Origin of the sequence: Variovorax robiniae (assembly GCF_037889955.1) — a bacterium.
GTDB classification, from domain to species: Bacteria; Pseudomonadota; Gammaproteobacteria; order Burkholderiales; family Burkholderiaceae_C; genus Variovorax; species Variovorax robiniae.
Window position 1 is genome coordinate 861,117 of the sequence record NZ_JBBKZS010000001.1, and the last position, 23,557, is coordinate 884,673.

The following is a 23,557-nucleotide window of genomic DNA, read 5'->3' on the forward strand; positions in this document are numbered from 1 at the left end:
GATTCGTAGCATCATTCCCGCCTCCCTCACCCGCCGCGACGGCCCGTCGCAACCCAACCGCAAACTCCATGCCCAATCTGGTCGAGGCCCCGTTCGGAACCTGGTCGTCCCCCATCACGTCCGCGCTGGTGGCCGGCGAATCCATCACGCTCGTCGATGTGCTGCTGGATGGCCGCGACGTGTACTGGGTCGAATCCCGGCCACAGGAGGCCGGCCGGCATGTACTGGTCCGACGCGCCGAGGATGGGTCGAACGTGGATGTCACGCCGCCACCGTTTTCCGTGCGCACACGGGTGCATGAGTACGGCGGCGCGGCGGCGATCGTGGTGGATGGCACCGCCTGCTTCAGCGACTTCGCGGACCAGCGGCTGTACCGCCTGGACCAGGGCGGCAGCGCTGTGCCGCTCACGCCGGCGGCGGCCGACGGCGCGGCGCGTGCCGCGCTTCGGTATGCCGATGGGCGAGTCGACACGGAGCGCGGGCTGTGGATCGGCGTGCGCGAGGATCATCGTGACGCCACCCTGGAAGCCGTGAACACGATCGTGACCTTGGACCTGGGTTCCGAAGGCCCTGGCAACATGGTCGTGCAGGGCCATGACTTCTTCGCCTCGCCACGGCTCAGCCCGGATGGCCGTCGCCTGGCCTGGCTCGCATGGGACCACCCGCGCATGCCGTGGGAGGGAACCGAGCTCTGGGTCGCGGATTTCGACGGTGCCACGGTGCGCAACGCGACGCGGGTGGCCGGTGGTCCAGGCGAGTCGGTGTTCCAGCCCGAATGGGCGCCGGACGGGCTTCTGTACTTCATGTCGGACCGCTCGGGATGGTGGAATCTCCATCGCCGCGAGGCGGGCGGGCATGTCGTCAACGTGTGCCCGATGGCGGCCGAGTTCGGCCGGCCGCAATGGGGGCTGGGGATGTCGACCTATGCCTTCCTCTCGGCCAGCGAGGCGGTGTGCAGCTACATCGAGGGCGGCCTCGGCCGGCTCGCGCTGCTGGACCTCCACAGAGGCGGGCTGACACGCTTCGACCTGCCTTATGCCGACTTCTCGCTGGTTCGCGCGCACGGCGGACAGGTGTCCTTCAAGGCCGGCGCGCCAACCCTGCCGACCGCCATCGTCCTGCTGGACCCGCGCACGGGCGCAACCACCGTGCTCCGGCAGTCCGGCGCAGTCGCGGACGACCCCGCCATCCACTGCCACTTCTCCACGCCGAGACCCATCGAGTTCCCGACGCCACGCGGCGAGACGGCTTTTGCCCTGTTCTATCCACCCGCCAACGCGGACCATCGCGCACCCGACGGGGAACGGCCTCCGCTCCTGGTCCGATGCCACGGTGGCCCGACCTCCTCCGCATCCACCCTGCTCGACCTGCGCACGCAGTTCTGGACCAGCCGCGGCGTCGCCGTGGTCGACGTGGACTACGGCGGCAGTGCCGGCTACGGCCGCGCCTACCGCGAACGCCTGCAAGGCATGTGGGGCATCGTCGATGTCGAGGACTGCGCCGCCGCCGCGCGCCATCTGGTCGAGCAAGGCCTGGTCGACGGCCAGCGCATCATGATCACCGGCACCAGCGCGGGCGGCTTCACCGCGCTCGCCTGCCTGACCAGCGCCGACCCGGCGGTGCGCGAGATCTTCCAGGCCGGCGGCAGCCACTACGGCGTCAGCGACCTGGCGGCACTGGCGCGGGACACGCACAAGTTCGAATCGCGCTACCTGGACTGGCTGGTCGCGCCCTATGCGGAAGACAGCGAGGTCTACGCCCAGCGCTCCCCGGTCCGCAACGCCGACAGGCTGACCGCGCCGGTCGCCTTCTTCCAGGGCGCGGAAGACAGGATCGTGCCACCGAGCCAGACCGAATCGATGGTCAGCGCGCTGCGCGAGAAAGGCATCACCACGCAGTACCTGCTGTTCGCCGGCGAGCAGCACGGTTTCCGGCAGGGCATGAACATCGCGTGGGCGCTGGACGCCGAGTTCTATTTCTATGACACCCTGGTCTTCAAGCCGGTCCGCGAGGCGCGACGCCGGAACAGCAACGGCACCACATAGCGCGCCAGCAACAAGGCCCATGCCACAGCCGCCAGCGCGCCCGCCAGGCTGAAACGCGCCGCCTCCGGCCGAGCCAGCGCGGGCGAGGTCAAGGCTTGCGCCAGTCGCTCGGGCGATTGCAGGCGCACGAACTCCAGGCCCTGCTCCCCCGCCAGCAAGCGCAGGTAGGACTCGCGCAAAGCCGACAAGTGTTCGCTGCCCGGCGTGGCGCCAAGCGTGGGCGCATTGCCGCCGGCTGCGTCCTTGACCATCCCTTCCGAACGCACGCTGGCGTTGCGCCCCTGGCTGCGCAGGTCGGTCTGCGCCACCTCGTCGGCGCGCCAGAAGCCCAGCGGCCGGCCATCGGGGTCGGTCTTGGGAATGGGCGACGGTCGCAGATCGCCCACGCCGACGATCAGCCCGAGCACATCGCCCGGCTTGTCGTCGAAGGCCGGCCGGTAGTGCGGATTCAGCGGCGGCGCCTCCTGGCCATCCGTGACGAACACCAGCGAAGGCTTGTCCGGTAGCAGCTTGGCGATGCCGATGGCGCTGTGCAACCCCTTCGCGATCTCGCTGTTCCCCGACCAGGCCATGCGGGCGTCGATCTGCGCCAGCGTCGAGCGCAGCTCCTTCAGGTTGGCGCAGACCTCGATCGGCGACAGCAGCAGCAAGGCCCGGTATTCGGTGAACACCGCCCAGCCGACCTTCGAGCCGCAGGGCAGCCGCAGCAGCGACTGGCGCAGCGCATGCTTGGCAAAGGCCAGGCGCGACACCGGCTCGCCGTCGATGCGCTCGTCGGTCACGTTCATGCTCTGCGTCACATCGAGCACGACGATGTGGTCGACCAGCGGCCGCTGCGTCATCACGCCAGGCTCGAACAGACCGGCGACCAACGCGAGCGCCGCCAGAACCAGCAGCCAGCGCTCGGCCAGGTACCACCACGCGTGGCGTGGACCGTCGGCGCGCTTCATGGCAGGCCCGGCGAAAAGCCGCGCATCGTCGTGGCCGCGCGCTCGGCATTGCGCTTGAGGTCGGGCGGCTCGGGTTCGAGTTCATCGGGGTCGGGCAGCAGCCGCTGGGCGCGTTCGAGGTTGTAGCGCGCATCCCAGCGATCGGGCTCGACGCGCAGCACGTCGCGGTAGATCTCCTTGGCCAGTTCGATGAGCGGGATGGCCTTGCCGGGCTCGGCGCCGGCCTGCATCGCGACCGCCTGCCGGATCAGCAGGTTGGCGCTGTTGTAGCGGGCGGACTGGCCCAGCGGCGTTTCGTCTTCCAGGCTGCGATAGAGGTGCAGCGCGGCTTCTTCTTCGCCTGCCTCGGCCTGTGCATGGGCCTGTGCGAAGCGCAGCTCCGGCGGCGCTTCCTTGGTGTCGGCGGGCAAGGTGCCGGAAGCGATCACCTCGTTCCACCGGTGCTTGCGCCAGGCGAGCGCGCCATCGACCATCGCCGCCACCGCCAGCACGGCCAGCAGGCCCCACACCACGCGCGTGCGCCGCCGCAGCTTGTTCAGGCCCATCGCCGCAGCTCCACGAGGTTGGCCAACAACAGCAGCAGCACGCACGCGAGCGCGAAGCAGAGGACAGGCATGGTGAGGTCACGCTGCGGCACGGTGTCGAGGTAGGTGATCGGCAGGTTCTCCAGCCGGTTCACCGCCTCGATGGCCGTCTTCAGCGCGGCAGGGTCATGTGCCTCGTAGGCGCGGTACGGCGTACCGAGTTGCTCGAAGAAGCGATGCAGCGCGTACTCCGGCACGGCATCGACGTTCGACGGCGTCTCGCCCTTCTCCATCACCAGGCCGGGGCTGTTGTTCGAGCGCAGGTAGATCCAGTAGATCGCCACGCGCAGCTTGCGGGCCAGGTAGGCGATGCGCTCCTTGACTTCGGTATCGAGACGGTCGCCGCCGTCGGACACCAACATCACGATGCGCGAGCCGGTGTAGGGCTCGTCCTCGAAGTACGACAGCGCCGATTGCAGCGCCAGGCCGATGTTGGTCTCCGACAGCCCGCGCCCGATGTCACCCGCCGAGATCGCGGCCTGGATGGCCTCGTTCTTCGACGTGAAGTCCAGCACGCGGATCGGCAGGGTGCTGAAGACGATCATGCCGAAGCGGTCATCCGGCCGCTTGGCAGCGAACTCCGCCAGCAGCTGGCGCGCGACCTTGCCCTTGGGCTCGCCCAAGTTCCTCTGCCGCACGTAGTAGTCGATCGCCTCGGGCCCGGTGCCCTTGATGGCGCCGTTTCGCGCGCCGCCAAAGTTTTGGTCCATGCTGCGGCTGCGGTCCAGCACCAGCACGATCTCGGCGCCCTTGCCGACGCGCTCCACCTCGTACTCCGGCAGGTGCGGCCCGGCCATGCCAAGCAGCGATGCGACCAGCGCGATCGCACCGATGGCGCGTAGCGCCCAGCCCAGCAGGTCGGAGGCGCGATCGTGCGGCATCTGCGCGGCCCAGGTGTTGCTGAGCGCGCCGCCGGTGCGCGCGAGCAGCGGCAGCAGGGCCAGGGGCAGCAGCCAGAGGAGGTGCGGATGGTCGAAGGTCATCGAAGGACCTCCCCGCTGCGCGCTTCAAGGAAGGCGCTCATGCCGAACCCCGCTCTGCATCGCGGCAACGGCGGCAGAAATCGATCAGCCAGGTACGGTCCCCCTTGTCCGCTCCCCCCGCGCCGAAGAACTCGGTGCGCGACTGCGCGAAGAAGGTGGCCAGGTCGTCGCGCAGGTGCGCGAAGCGCGGCCGTGCGCCGACGAAGCGGTCGATGCCCTGCTCGAACACCACCTCGCCCATCGATTGGTTCAATGCTGCGTGAAGGCGCTGGTAGGCCTCGCGCCACTGCGCATCCGGGCTCGCCGGCGTCAGCCCGCGCAGCGTGCGCCAGGCCATCGTGAAGGGCCGGTGCGCGCGGCCCCACCACGGCAGCCCGATGTACACATGGGCCAGCCAGGCCAGCAGCAGCAGCGCCGCGCAGCCGTACGCGATGAGGCGATAGCGCCCGAAGCGGTTGTCGATCAGCGGCGGCGGGGCGTCCGGCCTCAGATCCCCGAGGCCGTGCCGCGACGACACATCCACCGGCACCAGCGGCGACACGGTCACCGGCCAGCTATCGATGCGAAGCTCCTGCGCACGCGGCTCGCCCTTGAAGCGCAGCGTGAAGCTCGGCATCTCCAGCGTGCGCGGCTCCGGCGGCGACAGGAACACCTGGTAGGCCAGCCTGATCTCCAGGCGACGCCCGCCGGACTGTCCGCTGCTGCTCCGCTCGACGCTGCGCAGTTCCAGCGCATTGCCGCGCGCGCCGGGGCGCGGCACGCTGGCCTCGTCGAGCACGAGCCCGTCCGGCTGGTCGACCGTGACGGTGCGTGACACCGTGTCACCCACCTGGTAGCCGAAGGCGCGGGGGTCGGAGGTGCTTGCTTCGAGTTGCATCGCTGCCGCGCCAAAGGCCGAGACGGCCAGCACCCATCCCAGCAGTGCGCGCCGCAACCGGCGCCGTGCCGGATCGGGGGTGCGTGCGCCGTTCGTCATGCGCCCGCTCAGGAATGGAAGTGCCGCGTGACGGCATCGGCATCGAAGTCGCCTTCGATGAAAAGCGGCTTGAGCCGGCTTGCCCGGAACACATGCAGCAGCGCCTCGCGACGCTGCGCCTGCGCCGCCAGCCAGCGATCACGCAACGCTGGACGCCACCACACCAGCCGCCGCCGGCCGCTCTCCGGATCGACCACGTTCGCCAGGCCACGCTGCGCCGTCAGGCTGAATTCGATCGGGTCCCAAAGCACGACCGGCACCAGCTCGTGATGCGCCATCGAGGCGATCAGCGCCTCGACCTCGGGCAGCGGCAGATGGAAGTCGGACAGCAGGAACACCAGCGCGCGCTGCCGCCCCAGGTAGCGGCTGGCCGACAGCAGCCCGCGCGCCGACTCGCCCTCCAGGTCCAGCCCGCGCAAGGCCTGCGCCAGCGTCGCGCCCACGCCGCGCATGCGCGTCGGCGGCAGCAGCACGTCCTCGCGCACCGCGCCATCGCAACCCACGAAGCCGAAGCTGTCCCCCGTGCGCCAGGCCGACCAGCCCAGGCTGTCGACGAAGTCGGCCAGCACGTCGAGCTTGCGCCGCGTGCCGGCAAAGCCCATCGACGCCGACAGGTCCGCCACCACCACGACCGGGATCGACTTGCGCTGGCTGTAGACCCGCACGACCCAGTTGCCGAAGGGATCGCGCAGGCTCGCATGCAGGTCGAGCCGGCGCGGGTCGGGCGCGTCCAGCAGGGAGGCATGGCCGCGGAACTCGAAGCCGCTCTCGCCGCGCGTGCTGCGGTGATGGCCAGGGAAATGACCCATGGCCGGTGTCGCAAACCGGTAGTGCACCTCGCGCGTGGTGGGCGCCTGCTGCGTCACCGCATCCGCCTTTCAGGGCGCCGCCACGCTGGCCAGAATGCTACTCATGAGCCGCCCCGAGATCTCCTGCCGCCGCATCTCGTACACCGGCTGGTAGCAGAGCCGATGCGCAATGGTCTCGACGAAGACGGCCTGCACGTCCTCCGGCGCGACGTAGCTGCGGCCATCCAGCCAGGCCGCCACGCGCGCGGCGCGCATCATGAGGCTCATGCCGCGCGGACTGGCGCCAGCCAGCATCAATTGCGCGGTGTCCAGGTCCGACAGCCGCACGCCGTATTCGGCCGGCACCGAGGTCGCGCGCCAGAGGTTCAGCGCATAGGCCTGCAACGCATCAGAGGCCTGCACCCCGCGCTGGATGAGATCCGACACCTGGTTGAGGTCCTCGTACGCAACCAGCCCGCTGGCCAGCGCGCCGACCAGCCGGTCGGTGTCATGGAAGCGCGGGTCGAACATCAACTGCCGGCGTTCGCCGTCGTCCGCCGGCGCATCGATGGTCACTTCCATCATGAAGCGATCCCGCGCCGCCGCCGAGATCTCGAAGGTCTCCTCTCGCTCCACGCGATTGCGGTCGGCGAACACCAGCAGGTGTGGAAAGCGGAACTCCCGGTTGAAGGCCGACACGCTGCGCTCCGCCATCACGCGCAGCAGCAGCGAATGCACCTGCGGCCGGGCCCGGTTGATCTCGTTGAAGAAGAAGATCGCCAGGTTCTCGCCATGCTTGATCAACGGACCGGGCTCGACCGCCGGCTTGCCCTCGGCGCTGATGTAGGTGTAGTAGATGAGGTCGTTGGGCATCAGGTCGATCGTGCCCTCGGTGCGCCCGAAGTCGCCACCCAGCACCTGCGCGAAGGCGCGCAGCAGCGTGGTCTTGCCGACGCCCACATCGCCTTGCAGCAGCACATGGCCGCGCGCGAACACGGCGGTGCTGATGCGCCGGATCGCCCTCGCCTGCCCGATCACCGCCTTGGCGACTTCGGCCTCCAGTGCCAGCGCCCGCTGCCGCCAATCGCTCATCACTGCATCGTTTCGATCCATCGAGCGTTCTCCGTTTGTTGCGGCTTGTCAGTTGACAGCACTTCGCGTGCCGCCCAGGCGCTCGGCCGCCGCGCGCTCCTTGGCGTACTCGGCGCGGCAGGCCTTGGCATAGTCCGCCGGCCCGAGGTAGGCGAGTTCCTGGTCGTACTTCGCCAGGTCCTCGATGAAGCGCGGGTCGAACATCGCCTTCTTGAAGGCATCGTGCAGCACGGTCACGATGGGGGCCGGCACCCCGCGCGGGCCGGCCAGCCCGTACGGCGACATGGCCACGATGTCGAAGCCCAGCTCCCGCAATGTCGGCACCTGCGGCCAGCGCTTCGAGCGCCGCGCCGAGAAGGTCGCCAGCAGGCGCATGCGGCCCGCATCGACCTCTGGCCCGAAGCCGCTGGAATTGACGCCCACCATCACCTGGCCGCCCTCGACCGCCAGCGTCAGCTCGGAGGTGCCCTTGTACGGCACATGGATGTAGCGCAGGCCGCGTTCGGTAAAGAGTTGTTCGAGCACGAGATGCGGCGTGGTGCCGACACCGTTGGTCGCGATGCTGAGTTCGCCCGGCCGCTCGCGCGCGAAGGCGAACAGGTCGTCGAGCGAGCGGAAGCGGCTCTCGCTGGCGACCAGCACACCGAAGGTCACGCCGGAGATCTGGATGATCGGCGTGGTGTCGCGCACCGGGTCCCACTGCACCTTGTGGATGAAGGGCGCGCGGAACACCGGCTGCGGCATCTGCGCGATGGTGTAGCCGTTGGGCTCGGCCTGGGTCAGCAGCCCCATCGCCATCGTCCCCCCTGCGCCGGGGCGGTTGACCACCACGACCGACTGGCCCAGCGCCGTCCCGGCGAGTTCGGCCAGCAGGCGCAGCGAGAGATCGGTGGCAGCGCCCGGCGCCCAGGGCACCCACAGCATCACCGGGCGGACGGGAAAGGGCTCGGGCTTTGGGGCGCCGGTCGCTCGCACGAACGGCAGGGCCGTCACCGCGCCTGCTGCCGCACGCACCAGCAACCGCCGGCGGCCGGTGTTCATGGAGGGCCTCCGCGCTTGGTGAGACCGCCAAAGCCCCGCTGCGGGTCATAACCCCAGCAGGCCACGAAGAAGAACACCAGCAAGCATCCCAGTACCACCCACGGCGCCGCGCCAGGGTCCTTGCCGTAGAGCGCGAAGCGGATCCATTCGACCGCATGCGTGAACGGGTTGAAGCGCGCCAGCTGGTAGACCCATTCCGCGCCCGACTCCTGCAACTTCCACAACGGATAGAGCGCGGTCGACATGAAGTACATCGGGAAGATCACGAAGTTCATCGTGCCGGCGAAGTTCTCCAACTGCTTGACGTAGACCGACAGCAGCAGGCCCAGCGCACCCAGCATCAGCGCGCCGCACACCAGCGCGAACAGTGCGTTCAAGCCCGACAGCGAGAACAGTGGCAGGTCGGTGCCGACCAGCATCGCCACCACGATGAAGGCCAGCGCCTGCAACACCGACAGCAGCGCGGTCGCGCACAGCTTGCAGAACAGCAGCCAGGCGCGCGGCAGCGGCGCGGTGAGCAACAGCCGCATCAGGCCCATCTCGCGGTCGTAGACCATCGCCAGCGAGGACTGCATGCCATTGAAGAGCAGCACCATGCCGACAAGGCCCGGCGCAATGTAGACGTCGTAGGGGATGTAGGTGTCGTAGGGCTCGACGATGGCCACGCCAAAGACGTTGCGGAAGCCGGCGGCGAAGACTGCCAGCCACAAGAGCGGCCGGACCAGTGCCGACACCAGACGGCCAGTTTGCTGGGTGAACTTGATGAGTTCGCGCAGGACGATCGCACGCATTGCCTGAAGCGCGTGCGCGATGCCGCGCCGCGGCGAGGCGTCCGCGACGACCTCTTGCACAGCGCTCATCGCGTCACCTTGCATTTCTTCTCCGGCGCATCCGCGCCCAGTGTGTCCAGCACGTTGGTGGGATGCAGCAGGCCATCGATCGGCGCCTGCGAAATCACGCCCTGGCCGTCGGTCAGCAGCATGGTCTGGCGCAACTGGCCGTCCCAGGGACGGAAGCTCAGGCTGGTGCCCTTGGAGCCGTCGATCGGCGTCTTGGCGATCGCCTGCGCCCACTTCGCCGCAGGCCCCTTGGGTGCGGCGATGGCCGCTGCCACCAGCGCCTTGCCCGCCATCCATGCCGACCAGTCATTGGCCGTCATCGGCCGGCCAGCGGCCTTGGCAAAGCGGCGCGACACCTGCGGTGCGCCGAAGCGCTCGAACTGCGCATGCCATGCCACCGCCACCAGCCCCGCATCGCCCACCACCGGACGCGGCAGCACGATGCGGTACGGCAGGGTGCGCGCGAATTCGCCGTCGCTGTCGACCACCCAGACCGCGTCATAGGTCGTGCCAGCGGTCAGCAGCAAGGGATTGGCCAGGTCGCGCTCGCGCGGATCGCCGGACAGCTTGAACGGCTTGGTCGCCACCACCTGCAAGCCGTAGCGCTTGATCGACGCCTGGACCGTGGCGGCGCGCAACTGGTCCTGCGCACTCTGCCCCACCAGCAGCAACAGCTTGTTCCATTTGCGTGACACAAGGGTTTGCGCCAGTGCATCGGCACGCATGCGCTCGCTGGGCAGGATGTGGAAGAGGCGCGCGCGGCAATCCTGCTCGCGCAGGCTGTCGGCGGGGTCGCCGATGTTGATGACCGGAATCTTCACCGCGTCGGCCACGGCCAGCGTCCAGTCGGTCGGCAGGTCGGTCAGCAGCACCGCCGCGCCGGCCTTTTCCGCGGCTTGCGCGGCCGTGCGCGCGGCTGCCAGTGAATCGGCCGTCTGGTCCGTCAGCGCGACGCCGGCATCGACCGCCTCGAGCTCGAATTCGCTTTCTTCCAGCGCGACTTGCAGTCCGTCGTTGGCCGGTCCGTCGGTGTGGCCCAGGAAATGTCGCTCGACCCGCGATCGCTCCAGGCGCGGGTCATCGGCTGGAACGATCAAGGTGGCCTTCAACGGCGTGACGGCGCCCGCCGCCGCGCCCGACACACTCACGCCCAGCACCGCCACCAGCAGCGCCGCGCCCGCGCGGAAGGCCACACCCTTCACTCGACCACCACCAGGCCGTAGGGCACGCGCCCGACCGGGATGCTCTTGAGCGCCTTGGCCCCGGCCACGTCCACCACCGTCACGTCGTCGCTCAGGCCGTTGACCACGAAGAGCCGCGCCTCGGCCTTGTCCAGCGCCACGTTCCACGCGCGCTTGCCGACCAGCACCAGGTTCGTGACCTTGCGTTGCGCCACGTCGACGAAGGCCACGTGGTTGGCCCGGCCCAGCGCCACGAAGGCGCGCTTGCCGTCGCGCGTCATCACGACGCCGACCGGCGAGATGTCCTCGGCGCGCGCGCCCTTCACCTCGAAGTTGATGGTGGCCGTCACCGCCTGGGTGGCCGTGTCGATGATGCTGACGCTGGCGTCGAGCTCGTTGGTGACCCACAGCTCCTTGCCGTCCGGCGTGAAGGCCATGCGGCGCGGCCGCTTGCCGACCTTGATGTTCTTCACCACCTTGGCGCTGGCGACGTCGATCGCGTGGACCAGGCTTGCCACCTCGGAGGTCACGTACAGCGTCTTGCCGTCGGCGCTGACCTTGACGCCCTCCGGCTCCTTGCCGACCTTGATCGACTTGATCACCTTGCCGTTGGCGGCATTGATGAAGCTGGTGGCGCCCTCGTCCTCGTTGGAGACGTAGATGGTCTTGCCGTCCGGCGAGATGTCGAAGGCCTCCGGCTCGTCGCCCAGCGGAATGCGCCGCACCGACTTGCCCGTGGCCGGGTTGATCACGTCGGCGGCGTTGGAGTCGGTGCAGGCGACCATGATCAGCTTGTCCGGCGTCATCTGGATGTGCCGGCCGCGCTTGCAGGTCGGGATGGTTCCCTTCACCGTGAGCGTGCCCAGGTCGATCATGGTGAGCGCCTGGTCCTTCTCACTCGACACGTAGGCCGTGCCCTGCGCCATCGCGACCCCGCCGAGGCAGAGGCCCAGCGCCACCGCGCCCGCACCGGCGATGCGCTTCACCCACACGCCAACATCACTCATGTCACGGTCTCCTTTGGTTTCGATTCGTTCGTGCGCGCGATGAAGCCCGCCTCCAGCGTCGCCCCGCCCAGCGCCTGCGTCACCTCGGCCGGCGTGCCATCGCACAGCAGTTCGCCCTTGTGCAGCACCAGCACGCGGTCCGCGCCTTCGGCCTCGCCGACCAGGTGGGTCGCCCACAGCACGCCCACGCCGCGCTCCTTCACGTCGGCGCGCAAGGCACGCATCAGGTCTTGGCGCGACTTCGGGTCCAGCCCCACCGTAGCCTCGTCCATCAGCAACACGGAAGGTCGATGCAGCAAGGCCCGCACAAGTTCCACCTTGCGCCGGTTGCCACCGGACAGTTCGCGCACCTTGCGATCGAGGTTGGGCTCGATGCCGAGCCGTGCGCAGTCGGCCTCGATCCGTTGCATCGCAACACGCCGTGGCAGGCCGTGCAGGTCCGCCTGGAACAGCAGGTTGCGCCGGATGCTGAGGTCCAGGTCCAGCGACATCTGCTGGAACACCACGCCGATGTGGCGCAGCGCCGCGGTGGCCGAGCGGCCGAGCGAATGGCCCGCCACCTCGACCTCGCCCTCGTCCGCCGCGAACAGCCCCGTGAGCACCTGGAACAGGGTCGACTTGCCGGCGCCGTTGGGCCCCAGCAACGCGACGAATTGCCCCGACGCCAGGCTCAGTGAAAGTCCCTTCAATGCAACGCGCGAGCCGTACCGCTTGGTAAGGCCGGTGGTCCGGAGCATGGTCGTCGAAAGCGTCTCTTGCATTGATCAGTCGTTGCGGTCGGTCGGGGCAATCCGAGTGGACTGCCTGAATCTTTTTGGCGAGTGAGGACCGGCCAAGTCGGGTGCGGAGACGCCATCAAAGCAATACCCGCGCCCATGGTTTTTCCGTCGGCTTCGCATGCCGCGCCTGCCTCCGGATGACACCCTTGCCGGTGAAACACTCTGTGTCGAAAGTGGTTGCCACATTTCTGATGCAGGGCCCACCGCGCGATGCTGCGGCCATTGGCCGGATCGCACTTCATGGTGAACCCTGAGAGCCTCGCGAATCGGGGCCAGGGCGGCTCGGCCGCGAGTGACGCGCGCCAGAGCGATTCCATCGCGCGCGAACCGCCCGTGACGGCATGGAAGAACTAGGGTTTCCCCTCGCCAATGCTGCAAGACGGCGCATCCCAACACGGCAACACACCGTTGCAACGCGCCACGATTGCGGCGCCCCGAAGCAGGCGCGCAACTTGCATTTAGTACGTCGGCCGGCTTCGTCGAGTTGCTCGGCAGGCGCCTGTCCGCGGTTGGTGCGACAGGCTCTGATGTTTTAAAACAAGGAGACTTCGATGCGATTTTCCGGGCACTTGATAGGGCGCACCTGGCGCCTGCTGGCGGCGGCGCTACTTGCGGTGCCGGCATTGGCGCATGCCAATGCCGATGTCGAGAAAAATATCGCCAATTCGAAGAACTGGGCGATGCAGGCTGGCGACATGTACAACCAGCGCTACAGCAAGCTCAAGCAGATCAACACCGGCAACGTCGGCAAGATGCAGGTCGCGTGGATGTTCTCCACCGGCGTGCTGCGCGGCCATGAAGGCTCGCCGCTGGTGATCGACGGGACGATGTACCTGCACTCGCCCTTCCCCAACAAGGTCTTCGCGATCAACCTCGACAACCAGAAGATCATCTGGAAGTACGAGCCCAAGCAGGACCCGGCGGTGATCCCGCAGATGTGCTGCGACACGGTGTACCGCGGCCTCGCCTACGCTGAAGGCAAGGTGCTCCTGCAACAGGCCGACAGCAACCTGGTCGCACTCGATGCCAAGACCGGCAAGGTGGTCTGGACCGTCAAGAACGGCGATCCGAAGCTCGGCGCGGTCAACACCAATGCGCCTCACGTCTTCAAGGACAAGGTCATCACCGGCATCAGCGGCGGCGAATGGGGCGTACGCGGCTTCATCGCGGCCTACAACCTGAGCGACGGCAAGCTGGCCTGGAAGGGCTACAGCGTCGGACCCGATGCCGAGATGCTGATCGACCCGCAGAAGACCATGACCTGGACCGACGGCAAGATGGCCCCGGTCGGCGCGGACTCTTCGCTCAAGACCTGGAAGGGCGACCAGTGGAAGATCGGCGGCGGCACCACCTGGGGCTGGTACAGCTACGACAAGGCGCTCAACCTGATGTACTACGGCACGGGCAATCCGTCGACGTGGAACCCCTCGCAGCGTCCGGGTGACAACAAGTGGTCGATGACGATCTTCGCGCGCGACGTGGACACCGGCATGGCCAAGTGGGTCTACCAGATGACACCCTTCGACGAGTGGGACTTCGACGGCGTGAACGAGATGATCCTGGCCGACATCGACGTCAAGGGCAAGCCGACCAAGGCGCTCGTGCACTTCGACCGCAACGGCTTCGCCTACACGATGGACCGCGTTACCGGTGCACTGCTGGTCGCTGAAAAGTACGACCCGAAGGTCAACTGGGCCACCAACGTCGACATGAAGACCGGCCGCCCGCAAGTGGTCGCCAAGTACTCGACGGCGCAGAACGGGCCGGACGTCAACAGCAAGGGCATCTGCCCGGCCGCCCTCGGCAGCAAGGACCAGCAACCGGCCTCCTTCGACCCTGAAACCAAGCTCTTCTACGTGCCGACCAACCATGTCTGCATGGACTACGAGCCCTTCAAGGTCGAGTACACCGCCGGCCAGCCGTACGTGGGCGCGACGCTCTCGATGTACCCGGCGCCGGGCAGCCATGGCGGCATGGGCAACTTCATCACGTACAACGCCGGCACCGGCAAGATCGTGCAGAGCCATTCCGAGAAGTTCTCGGTCTGGAGCGGCTCGCTCAACACCGCTGGCGGCCTGTCGTGCTACGGCACGCTGGAGGGCTACCTGAAGTGCGTGGACAAGAAGAACATCAACAAGGAACTCTTCAAGTTCAAGACCCCGTCCGGGATCATCGGCAACGTGTTCACCTATGAGCACAAGGGCAAGCAGTACATCGGCGTGTTCTCGGGCATTGGCGGCTGGGCCGGCATCGGCATGGCAGCGGGCCTGGAGAAGGACCAGGACGGCCTGGGCGCAGTGGGCGGTTACCGTGAGTTGAACCAGTACACGGAACTGGGCGGTTCGCTGACAGTCTTCGCGCTGCCGAACTGATGGGATGCGACGACAGGGTAAGTACCGGGGAACCACGAGGCCCCGGGCCCTGTCCACACACTGGAGAGGGGCAGCTGGCACCTACTGGCTGCCCCTCTTTTCAATGGCAAGGAAACAGGGCTGAATACAAATGATGAGACTGAAACTGGTGTTGGTCGGCGCATGCGCGCTGATGTGCATGGGTGGTGCCGTTGCGGCTCACGCGGAAGACAAGAAGCTGTACACGGTGGTGGATGGCTACAAGGTGGACGGCGAAACCATGAAGGGCTTCCGGGCCTGGCGTGCCGCGGCCTGCGATCGCTGCCATGGCGCCAACCAGGAGGGCCTGGTCGGACCGTCGCTGGTCACCAGCCTGAAGACGCTGAGCAAGGACGACTTCGTCAAGACCGTGACCAACGGCCGGCTGGACAAGGGCATGCAGAGCTTCGGCAACAGCCCGGTGGTCATGGACAACATCAATCAGCTCTACGCGTATCTCAAGGGCAGGTCCGATGGCGCCATCACCCGCGCCAAGGTCGAAGAACTTCCCAAATGAACGGCCTCCGCGCGCTGGCCATCGTCGCCCTCCCCCTGAGCTTGCTGGTCAACGGCGCAGCCGCGCAGGATCCGCCCGCGCCGCGCAAGGAGCTTCGCGTCTGCCAGGACCCGAACAACCTCCCCTTCTCCAACACCAAGGGTGAAGGCATCGAGAACAAGATCGCCGAGGTGTTCGGCAAGTCGATGGGGCTGCCGGTCGTCTACTACTCCTTCCCGCAGCGCCTGGCCTTCATCCGCAATACGCTGCGCTACAAGTTGCCCGGCCAAGACTATCCCTGCGACATCGTCATGGGCGTGCCGGCGGGCTATGACCAGGTGTCGGTCACCAAGCCCTACTACCGCTCGACCTATGCGCTGGTCTTTCCCAAGGGCAAGGGCCTGGACCAGGTCGCGTCGACCGAGGACTTCCTCAAGCTCGACCCGGCCACGCTGTCCAAGCTGCGCATCGGCATCTACGACCGCTCACCCGCGTCGGCATGGCTGACCAAGCACAAGCTCACCGAGCAGGGCGTGCCCTACAAGATCATGAACGCGGACCCGGATCAATATCCGGGCGAGATCATCGAGAAGGACCTCGCCGCGGGCAAGATCGACGTGGCCATCGTCTGGGGCCCGATCGGCGGCTACTACGCCACGCGCGTGAAGACGCCCGCGCTGGCGGTGGTGCCGATGAAGTCCGAGCCCGGCGTGCAGTTCGACTACCAGATCGCGATGGGTGTGCGCTACGGCGAGCGTGAATGGAAGCAGCAAGTCGAGGGCCTGATCGAATCGAACAAGCCGCAGATCATGGCCATCCTGAAGGAGTACGGCGTGCCGGTGGTCGATGCGTCGTACGAGGCGCCGAAGTAAGCCCCGGAGGTGCTGCCGATGAAAGCACTTCCCCTCCTCGCCCTGGTATTCGCCACGGGCTTTTCGGCGTCGCTGCCGGTCCGTGCCGCAACCGATTTCTCGGCCGCCGAGCAGTCCGTTTTCATGGAAGACCACCTGGCCGGCCTGCGTCCGCCGCTCACCTTGCACTACGTCTTCCGCAAGACCGGCACGATGGAAGAGGCCTTCGACGACAAGGTCGATGTCGCACTGACGGCGCAGCCCGACGGCAGCTGCTGCGCCGCGAGTCCGCAGTTCTTCAGCGGCAAGCGCGCCATCACGCTGCCGCCCGTGGAAGGCGCCAAGGGCAATCCGGCGATCCTGTACTTCCTGGAGCGCGACATCAAGGAGATGCAGCGCCTGACCAAGGGCCAGCCGAACTACTTCCGCAAGCGCATCCGCATGGCGGTGTACCAGGGCGCGACAGTGCGCGACGTGAACTTGCCGTACAAGGGCAAGCCGGTGGCGGTGAAGGAGTTCAGCATCTCGCCCTACCTCGACGACCCGAACCACGCGCGCTTCGAGAAGTTGATCAACAAGTCCTATGTGTTCATGATGTCGAGCGCCGTCCCCGGCGGGCTCTACGGCATCCGCACCCGGATCAGCGGCGCGTCGGCCGGCGACGCGCCGCTGATGGTCGAGGAGATGCTGATCGACGGCGCCGGGACCCCGTCCAAACCCTGAACGCCTGCGTCGAACACCATGTCCAAGCTCAACCCATTGCCTTCCGCGCTGACTGCCTGCGCGCTCCTGCTGGCTGGCGCTGCGAATGCCGCCGGCCCCGTCAACGACTTCCCGACGGTGGACCGGGTGCTGTACGTGCAGGAGTGCATACGCGCGCATCCGGGCTCCAACTTCGAGATGACGAACAAGTGCTCCTGCGCGCTCGACGCGCTCGCCAGCTCCGTCAAGTACAAGGACTACGTGACGATGAGCACCATCGTCAAGGCCATGTCGATTGGCGGCGAACGTGGCGGCGCGATCCGCGACGTGCCCTCGTACGAGCCCGAGGTCAAGCGCTACAAGGCCCTGGTGGCGAAGGCTGAACAAGGTTGCTTCCTCGGCGCTGCGGACCCGAAGTAGTCCGGGCCATGTGATGGCAGGGAGCAGGTGTGCGATGCCGACGCAAGGTTGGGCTCGCAGCCTCTGCCTCGCGATGCTGCTGTGTGCTGCGAACGCGGTCGCGCAAGCCGCCGATGCGGTGGCACCCCTGGCGGTCGTCGAGGTGAAGCCCGGCGTTTTCGTCCACACGGGCGCGTTGGAAGACTGGGCGCCCGCCAACGGCGGCGACGTGGCCAACCTAGGGTTCGTGGTCGGCAACCGTTGCGTCGCCGTCATCGACACGGGCGGCACGCCGGCCATCGGCCAGGCCTTGAAAGCCGCGATCGCGCGCGCGACGCCGCTGCCGGTCTGCTACGTCATCAACACGCATGCCCACCCTGACCATGTGCTGGGCAACGTGGCCTTCGTCGATGGCGACAAGCCTGCGCCGCGCTTCGTCGCCAGCGCCCGATTCAGCCCGGCGCTGACGGCGCGCGAACCGTATTGGTTGAACTCGTTGAAGCGCGATTTCGGCATCACCCTGCCGAGCTCCTCCGTCGTGTTCCCCGGCCTCAGTGTCGACAAGTCGCTGGACCTGGACCTCGGCGACCGGGTGCTCACCCTGCAGGCCTGGCCCACCGCGCACACAGACAACGACCTCACCGTGTACGACCAACGCACCCGCACGCTGTTCTCGGGCGACCTGCTCTTCGTGCGGCACCTGCCGGCGCTCGATGGCAACCTGCGCGGCTGGCTGTCTGTGATGGCAGACCTGAGGCGCCTGCCTGTCGACACCGTCGTGCCGGGACACGGGCCGGTCAGCGCTGACTGGCCGGGCGTGATGGACGCGCAGGCCAATTACCTTGGCGCACTGCTGCGTGAAACCCGTGAAGCCCTCCGCAAGCACCTGACGATCCAGCAGGCCGTCGACAGCATTGTCGTCACGCCCGGTACGTCCTGGCTGTTGACGGATCGCTTCCACAAGCGCAACGTCACGGCAGCGTACGCGGAACTGGAATGGGAAGACCCCGACCCCGCCGAGGCGCCCAAGGCGACGAAGCCATGACCGACATGACGACACCCACGCTCTCGAAACGCCCCCTGACGCGGCGCACCGTGACCTGCGGCGCTCTGCTTGCCGCCGCGCTGCCCTTCCAGCACGCGGCAGCGCAGATCAAGAGCGCCGACAACCCGGAGGCCAATCCGGTCTGGAAGAAGGTGCGCGCCAGCCTGTTCCAGTCGCGCCCGATCGCCACGGCCAGCGATGACGTGCTATCGCTCGTGGTGCCGGTGCGCGCCGAGGACGCGGCCATCGTTCCGATCGCCATCCATTCGCGCCTGCGGCAGACGCCGGAGCGCTACATCGACAAGGTCTGGCTGATCATCGACAACAACCCGTCGCCGATCTCGGCTGTCTTCCACTTCACGCCGCTGAGCGGACGGGCCGACATCGAGACCCGCGTGCGCGTCGATGAGTACACCCACATCCGCGCCATCGCCGAGACCAACGACGGCAAGCTGCAGATGGCAACGGCTTTCGTCAAGGCGTCGGGCGGCTGTTCCGCGCCACCGGGCAAGGACGCGGAAGCCGCGTTGAAGACGCTGGGCCGGATGAAGCTGAGCCTGCAAGGCCCCGCCGACGGCGACCAGCCGCAACTCGCGCAACTGATGATCAGCCATCCCAACAACTCCGGCCTGGCACTCGACCAGGTGACGCGCCTCTACACGCCCGCGCACTTCGTGCGGCAGGTCAACATCACCTACGCGGGACAACCGGTGATGTCGGCCGACGTGGATTTCTCGATCAGCGAGAACCCGAACTTCCGCTTCTACTTCGCGCCGCGCGGCGAGGGGGAACTGAAGGCGGAGGTGGTGGATTCGCGTGACCTGCAATTCGAAAGCACGCTGAAGTACCGGCGGCCTGGATGACGCCGCACCACGCTCGCGCTGCCTTCGCTCGCGGCCTTCATTGGTGATGCGAATGCGCTGGGCGCGCTCTGCATCGTGGGGCGCTGCGGCGCTCGCCATCGCATGCGCGGTGCTCGCCACCGGTTGCGCCGCGCCCGGCGCATCGCGACCCGTCGCATCGATGCCCTCCATGCAAGCCTATGTCTCACCGAAGGCCGTCGAAGTCGGCCCCGGCGTCTTCATGGTGCAAGGCGAGCCCGGCGCGGTCGACATGCGCAACCTGGGCCGCACCGGCAATGCCGGCTTCATCGTCGGCGAGACCGGCGTGCTGGCCATCGACACCGGCACCTCGTACCGCAATGGCGAGGCCCTGCTGGCCACCATCCGCAGCGTGACCGACAAGCCGGTGCGACTCGCACTCGTCACCCATGCGCAGAAGGACTTCCTCTTCGGCGCCGCTGCCTTCCGCGAGCGCGGCATCCCGGTGCTCATGCACCGCAAGGCCGCCGACCTGATGGCCTCGCGCTGCGAGCGTTGCCTGCGGGTGCTCAAGGAAACGCTGGGTGAAGAGGAAATGAAGGGCACCGTGATGTTCACGCCCGACCAGCAGTTCGACGACTCGCAAACGCTGGACGTGATCGGCCGCCCGGTGCGCCTGTTCTACTTCGGCCACTCCAGCGGACCCGGCGACGTCGCGGTGCTGGACCCGCGCACCGGCGTGCTGTTCGCGGGCGGCCTGCTCGACCAGGCGCGCATTCCCGACGTGATGGATGGCGACATCGACGGCTGGCTTGTCGCGCTCGATGCCTTGCGCAAGCTGCCGACGCAGGTCATCGTGCCCGGCCACGGTCCGCGCACCAGTGCCGCGGCCATCGACGCGCAGGTGCGCTACCTCACCCAACTGCGCGCACGCGTCGCGCAACTCTTGCGAGCCGGCACCGCATTGAGCGATGTGCCCAAGGCCGCGGCGCTGCCGGAGTTCGCGGGCTGGGACCAGTACGAGACGCTGAACGCCAAGAACGCCTCCACCCTCTTCGTTCGCATGCAGCGGGACCAATTGAATTAACCTCCGCACCGCTTGAATCGCTCCCGGAGATTGCAGATGCCCCTCGCCATGTTCCCCGCCCTCTTTTTCACCGTGGCACTGCTGGTCACCACCGCCTATTTCCTGATGGGTTCCGTGCCGCTGCTGGTCCTCAAGCACGACACGCCGCTGGACTCGCGCTTCGTGCGCGGCTTCTTCAACACCTACTACCTGGCGGCGATGGTCACCGCGGGCGCGACCTCGGTGAGCTACGCCTTCGCCGGCCGGGCGGCATTCGCCATCGGGGCGGCTGGGCTCACTGTCCTCGCCGTGGTGTTCCGCCGGCTGGTGATTGGAAAGATGGACCAGCTTCGCGCGCAGATCCAGGCCGATGACCTGGGCGCGATCCCGGGCTTCCGCAGGACCCACCTGGCCGCGATCTTCATCAACCTCGTGCAGTTGGTGGTCGTGGTGTGGAGCCTTTCGACCTTGTCGTTGTAGCGCTCGCGGCATCGCGTCGCCCGACAAGGCCCAGCCGCGCAGTCAGGGATCCAGCGACGCGTCCCGGACCGGCGTCGGCGTGGAGCGCCGCGCGCGAGCGCGTTGCACCAGCAGCCCCACGAGCACGATCGCAGCCGCCGAGCCCGTCATGCTGCCCGAGCTCGAAAGCTGCTGCACCAGGCTGTCGACAGTCTCGATGCTGACCTGCTGCGCATGGTGCACCAGCGCCATCATGTCGGCCCCGCTGACGTTCTGCAGGTCGTCGACGCGCACGTTCAGCTCGTGCCCCGCGCTGCGAAACCGGATCTTCGCGAACACGCCATGCGCGATCGCCACCAGCGACAGCACGCCAAGCGGCCGCAGCAGCGTTTCGACAAGATGGCAACGCTCTTCCGCGGGCGCCGCTTCGTAGACCTGGGCCACCAACGCCGGAATCTCCGAGTCCGACGCGGACCCAGCGAGGATCGGCGCATGGCCGATGGAACTCGATGCGATGGATGTCATGTATCCGCCTCCTTTGCGCCGGGCTGCATGCGGCAGCGCCGACGATTGAGATCGGCGACAAGTGCATGCCACCGAAGAGCCTCATGGTGACCTGTTGTCTGACCTGTCGCTGAGCGGTTGGTAAAGCTGCCGTGAATTTACGAAACGAGCCGCGAGGGAAGCTTCGACCCGCCCGCCGTCAGCAGAAGGTTCACATGCAAGACCGCAACCAGCATCCAGACCGTTGCAAAGCCACACTCGATTGGGATAAGCACGTACGTTCTTCTCACACCCGCCCCGCAGAGAATCAATTGACCAACAACGGGAGGGGTGTCGAATGATCTGGAAACTTGGGCGCGGCAAGGCCGCGAATGTGAACGTGGCCGCGAGGCTGCTGGGAGTCGGGGCCTTGCTTCTGGCGAGTGCATGCGGAGGCGGCGGAGGCGGCGGAGGCGGCGGAGGCGGTGGCGCGTTCTTTCCCATCTCCACCGGCACCACGACGACGCCGCCGATCGACACCACACCCAAGCCGACCAACAGCGGCCTGCCCGCCACCTTCGACACGTCGGCACTCACCTTGGCTTACCAGACGGGTGGGGCCGCGCCCGCTGGCGCCGTCGTCAACGTGGTCGTCCAAGGTCCGGCGTCCACCAGCCTGTTCGTCGACGTGAGCACGCCGAGCGGGCAACCCGATCCCAACATCGAGAGCACACAGGTCACCGTCACCGGTCTCTCAGCGCGCATCGTCGTGACGCCCAAGGCCGGCTTGCCGCCTGGCACCTACAAGGGCACGCTGATCTTCCGCGCCTGCGCCGATGCGGCCTGCACCCTGCAACATGCCGGGTCGCCCTGGTCTGTCACCTACACGCTAACCGTAGGCATGAGCTATGCAACGCTGGACACCAGCGGCCTCGGCATCCCCCGCACCATGGTCTACGACCGCGTGCGCGGCGACATCTATGCCTCGTATCCCACCTTCTTCTCGGCCGGGCTGAGTGCCATCGTGCGATTCCGCGCCGGCGCATCGGGCTGGACGAGTTCGACGCTTTCCGTTCCGGGCTTGCGAGACATCGCCTTGACGCCCGACGCCAGCGTACTTGCGGCCACGGACAGCAGCAACAAGGTCAACCTGATCGACCTGAAGACCTTCAGCGTGAAGAGCAGCTACGTCAACGCCGCCGGCATTTCCAACCAGGGCACCCACACCGAGGTGGGCATCGCCTTCACCAGCGACGGCAGGCTGTGGATGCCGACGGGGTCGGGCGGAAGTTGGAACGGCTTGGGATTCTTCGACCTGCGCACCAACACCTTCGGCGACGCGTCTTCCTCCTGCCCCTCGTGCTACAGCGGCCCGTTCTTCGCCGTGTCGCCCGATGGTTCGCGCTTGATGATGACCCAATCCGCATCCATCTCACCGGCACCGCCGATGCTCTACATGGACGTGGCCGATGGCGTCTTCCGGACCAATCCCGTCGGGCTGGAATTCTTCTATTACCTGACCAGCCTGAGCGACAACGGCGATCGTTTCCTGTTCAGCGGCTACAAGGTCTACGACCGCGCATTCGGCACGGTGGGCGCCATCCCCCAACCGTCGACGGGAGTGCGAGCGGCCCAACTGTCCCCGGATGGACGGCGCGCATACATCCTGGACTACACCATCGAGTCCGGTGCGTCGTCGGCGCCGATGGTCCGGGTCTACGACAGCAGCGCTGCGGCTGGCACGCAACTCGAACTGCCGCTGGTCGGAAGCTTCCCGCTTGTGGACCGCCCGGGCTGCCAGAGCGCCGAGTACCCCGACTACGAGTGCTACCGCCCCCGGATGCGCGTCACGCCCGACGGCAACAACCTGGTGATCCTGGGCAGCGAGAAACTGGTCGTCACGCCGATTCCGGTGGAACTGAGCGGCACGGCGCCGACGCCATAGACGGGCATCCATCGAATGGCCGGGCCGACGTCAAGCGACGGGCTCGGGCCATTCGGGGACGCTACTGGCTTCCCGCGCCTTCGCGCCTCCTCACCACTCTCTCGAACCAGCCATCGAGCATCGGCTTCTCGTAGCGCAGGCGGTCGCTGCTCGGATAGATGTTGGGCCCCATCAGGTAGTTCATGTCCGCCAGGCGTTCCTCGCCGCTTGCCAGCACCTGGTCGCCGCGCTTCAGGACGTAGGCCAGCTTGATGCGCGGCCAGGTGATGTCGCGCAGGATGCGCACGTCATGGCCGCGCGCGTGCCAGGGCTCGAACCATCCCGCGAGGTCGATGTCGCGGATGTCGACGGTCAGCGTCTCGTCGGGCGGCAGGCTGCGATCGGCGAGGCGCTTCAAGTGTTGCGTGATGTCGCGCTGCACAACGGCACGGTCCTTGTCGTTGGCATACGCGTACGAGTACGCCGCGTCCGTGTAGTGCTCCGCATCGATGAAATTGACCGTCACATCGGCATGGGCTGCGGTCATCGCGATGGCCAGCAGGCCGCCCGGCAACAGGCTGAACGATGGATGCATGGCATGCCCCTTCGAAAAAGCGAGGCAGGTTCGACCTGCCGCAGACTTCGACAGTTCCCGA

General features: G+C 67.3%; 24 protein-coding genes. 11 read left to right on the plus strand and 13 right to left on the minus strand.

What is annotated here, in order from left to right; genetic code table 11:
* Window positions 1–68 precede the first annotated feature (68 nt).
* Complete coding sequence (locus WKW79_RS03755) at window positions 69–2,045, plus strand: S9 family peptidase (protein ID WP_340333746.1); 1,977 nt, start codon at window positions 69–71, stop codon at window positions 2,043–2,045.
* On the opposite strand, the gene WKW79_RS03760 is transcribed toward WKW79_RS03755, so the two are convergent.
* Genes WKW79_RS03760 through WKW79_RS03810 form a run of 11 tightly spaced genes read right to left on the minus strand, consistent with a single transcriptional unit; the run spans window position 1,979 to window position 12,223 of the window.
* Entirely contained in the window at window positions 1,979–2,995 is a 1,017-nt protein-coding gene (locus tag WKW79_RS03760) for a vWA domain-containing protein (protein WP_340333747.1), read from the minus strand. The two genes, WKW79_RS03755 and WKW79_RS03760, sit on opposite strands and share 67 nt — an antisense overlap.
* A complete protein-coding gene (locus WKW79_RS03765; protein WP_340333748.1) occupies window positions 2,992–3,540 on the minus strand; it encodes a hypothetical protein in 549 nt (182 codons plus the stop codon). The genes WKW79_RS03760 and WKW79_RS03765 overlap by 4 nt, the downstream gene beginning before the upstream one ends.
* Complete coding sequence (locus tag WKW79_RS03770; RefSeq protein WP_340333749.1) at window positions 3,531–4,562, minus strand: vWA domain-containing protein; 1,032 nt, start codon at window positions 4,560–4,562, stop codon at window positions 3,531–3,533. The genes WKW79_RS03765 and WKW79_RS03770 overlap by 10 nt, the downstream gene beginning before the upstream one ends.
* Window positions 4,563–4,599: 37 nt before the next feature.
* Window positions 4,600–5,538, minus strand: coding sequence for a hypothetical protein (locus WKW79_RS03775; protein ID WP_340333750.1), 939 nt, complete (start codon window positions 5,536–5,538; stop codon window positions 4,600–4,602).
* A gap of 8 nt (window positions 5,539–5,546) precedes the next feature.
* Complete coding sequence (locus WKW79_RS03780; protein WP_340333751.1) at window positions 5,547–6,404, minus strand: DUF58 domain-containing protein; 858 nt, start codon at window positions 6,402–6,404, stop codon at window positions 5,547–5,549.
* A 12-nt stretch (window positions 6,405–6,416) separates the two neighbouring features.
* Window positions 6,417–7,439 carry an AAA family ATPase gene (locus tag WKW79_RS03785; RefSeq protein WP_340333752.1) on the minus strand — a complete coding sequence of 341 codons (1,023 nt, stop codon included), beginning with the start codon at window positions 7,437–7,439 and terminating at the stop codon, window positions 6,417–6,419.
* A gap of 27 nt (window positions 7,440–7,466) precedes the next feature.
* Entirely contained in the window at window positions 7,467–8,459 is a 993-nt protein-coding gene (locus tag WKW79_RS03790) for a Bug family tripartite tricarboxylate transporter substrate binding protein (RefSeq protein WP_340333753.1), read from the minus strand.
* Window positions 8,456–9,319, minus strand: coding sequence for an ABC transporter permease (locus tag WKW79_RS03795; protein ID WP_340333754.1), 864 nt, complete (start codon window positions 9,317–9,319; stop codon window positions 8,456–8,458). The genes WKW79_RS03790 and WKW79_RS03795 overlap by 4 nt, the downstream gene beginning before the upstream one ends.
* On the minus strand, window positions 9,316–10,491 hold the full coding sequence (locus tag WKW79_RS03800; RefSeq protein ID WP_340333755.1) for a type 1 periplasmic-binding domain-containing protein: 1,176 nt from the start codon (window positions 10,489–10,491) through the stop codon (window positions 9,316–9,318). The genes WKW79_RS03795 and WKW79_RS03800 overlap by 4 nt, the downstream gene beginning before the upstream one ends.
* A gap of 5 nt (window positions 10,492–10,496) precedes the next feature.
* The gene (locus WKW79_RS03805) at window positions 10,497–11,486 is read right to left on the minus strand and encodes a PQQ-dependent catabolism-associated beta-propeller protein (protein ID WP_422823795.1); all 990 of its coding nucleotides are present in this window, start codon (window positions 11,484–11,486) and stop codon (window positions 10,497–10,499) included.
* Window positions 11,483–12,223, minus strand: a complete 741-nt coding sequence (locus WKW79_RS03810; RefSeq protein ID WP_340333756.1) for an ABC transporter ATP-binding protein — start codon at window positions 12,221–12,223, stop codon at window positions 11,483–11,485. Before WKW79_RS03810 ends, WKW79_RS03805 begins: the two co-directional genes overlap by 4 nt.
* Window positions 12,224–12,816: 593 nt before the next feature.
* On the opposite strand from WKW79_RS03810, the gene xoxF reads away from it, so the two are divergent.
* The 9 genes from xoxF (at window position 12,817) to WKW79_RS03855 (ending at window position 20,515) form a co-directional block, all read left to right on the plus strand.
* Entirely contained in the window at window positions 12,817–14,637 is a 1,821-nt protein-coding gene (gene xoxF / locus WKW79_RS03815) for a PQQ-dependent ethylene glycol dehydrogenase XoxF (RefSeq protein WP_340333757.1), read from the plus strand.
* Window positions 14,638–14,809: 172 nt separating this feature from the next.
* On the plus strand, window positions 14,810–15,172 hold the full coding sequence (locus WKW79_RS03820) for a c-type cytochrome (protein WP_340333852.1): 363 nt from the start codon (window positions 14,810–14,812) through the stop codon (window positions 15,170–15,172).
* Window positions 15,169–16,023 (plus strand): substrate-binding domain-containing protein, encoded by an 855-nt coding sequence (locus WKW79_RS03825; protein ID WP_340333758.1) that lies wholly within the window; start codon window positions 15,169–15,171, stop codon window positions 16,021–16,023. Before WKW79_RS03820 ends, WKW79_RS03825 begins: the two co-directional genes overlap by 4 nt.
* Window positions 16,024–16,041: 18 nt before the next feature.
* Entirely contained in the window at window positions 16,042–16,725 is a 684-nt protein-coding gene (locus WKW79_RS03830; protein WP_340333759.1) for a hypothetical protein, read from the plus strand.
* A gap of 18 nt (window positions 16,726–16,743) precedes the next feature.
* Window positions 16,744–17,124, plus strand: coding sequence for a hypothetical protein (locus tag WKW79_RS03835; protein WP_340333760.1), 381 nt, complete (start codon window positions 16,744–16,746; stop codon window positions 17,122–17,124).
* Window positions 17,125–17,158: 34 nt separating this feature from the next.
* On the plus strand, window positions 17,159–18,148 hold the full coding sequence (locus WKW79_RS03840) for a quinoprotein relay system zinc metallohydrolase 2 (protein WP_340333761.1): 990 nt from the start codon (window positions 17,159–17,161) through the stop codon (window positions 18,146–18,148).
* Window positions 18,145–19,011, plus strand: a complete 867-nt coding sequence (locus WKW79_RS03845; protein WP_340333762.1) for a quinoprotein dehydrogenase-associated SoxYZ-like carrier — start codon at window positions 18,145–18,147, stop codon at window positions 19,009–19,011. Before WKW79_RS03840 ends, WKW79_RS03845 begins: the two co-directional genes overlap by 4 nt.
* Window positions 19,012–19,180: 169 nt before the next feature.
* Window positions 19,181–20,056: an MBL fold metallo-hydrolase gene (locus WKW79_RS03850; RefSeq protein WP_340333763.1), complete on the plus strand. Its 876-nt coding sequence runs from the start codon at window positions 19,181–19,183 to the stop codon at window positions 20,054–20,056.
* A gap of 36 nt (window positions 20,057–20,092) precedes the next feature.
* Entirely contained in the window at window positions 20,093–20,515 is a 423-nt protein-coding gene (locus tag WKW79_RS03855; RefSeq protein ID WP_340333764.1) for a hypothetical protein, read from the plus strand.
* A 42-nt stretch (window positions 20,516–20,557) separates the two neighbouring features.
* Here the strand turns inward: WKW79_RS03855 and WKW79_RS03860 are convergent, their stop codons facing one another.
* The gene (locus WKW79_RS03860) at window positions 20,558–21,019 is read right to left on the minus strand and encodes a hypothetical protein (protein WP_340333765.1); all 462 of its coding nucleotides are present in this window, start codon (window positions 21,017–21,019) and stop codon (window positions 20,558–20,560) included.
* A 316-nt stretch (window positions 21,020–21,335) separates the two neighbouring features.
* Between WKW79_RS03860 and WKW79_RS03865 the strand changes: the two genes are divergently transcribed.
* Complete coding sequence (locus tag WKW79_RS03865) at window positions 21,336–22,922, plus strand: NHL repeat-containing protein (RefSeq protein WP_340333766.1); 1,587 nt, start codon at window positions 21,336–21,338, stop codon at window positions 22,920–22,922.
* A gap of 61 nt (window positions 22,923–22,983) precedes the next feature.
* On the opposite strand, the gene WKW79_RS03870 is transcribed toward WKW79_RS03865, so the two are convergent.
* On the minus strand, window positions 22,984–23,496 hold the full coding sequence (locus WKW79_RS03870; RefSeq protein WP_340333767.1) for a DUF3016 domain-containing protein: 513 nt from the start codon (window positions 23,494–23,496) through the stop codon (window positions 22,984–22,986).
* Window positions 23,497–23,557 lie beyond the last annotated feature (61 nt).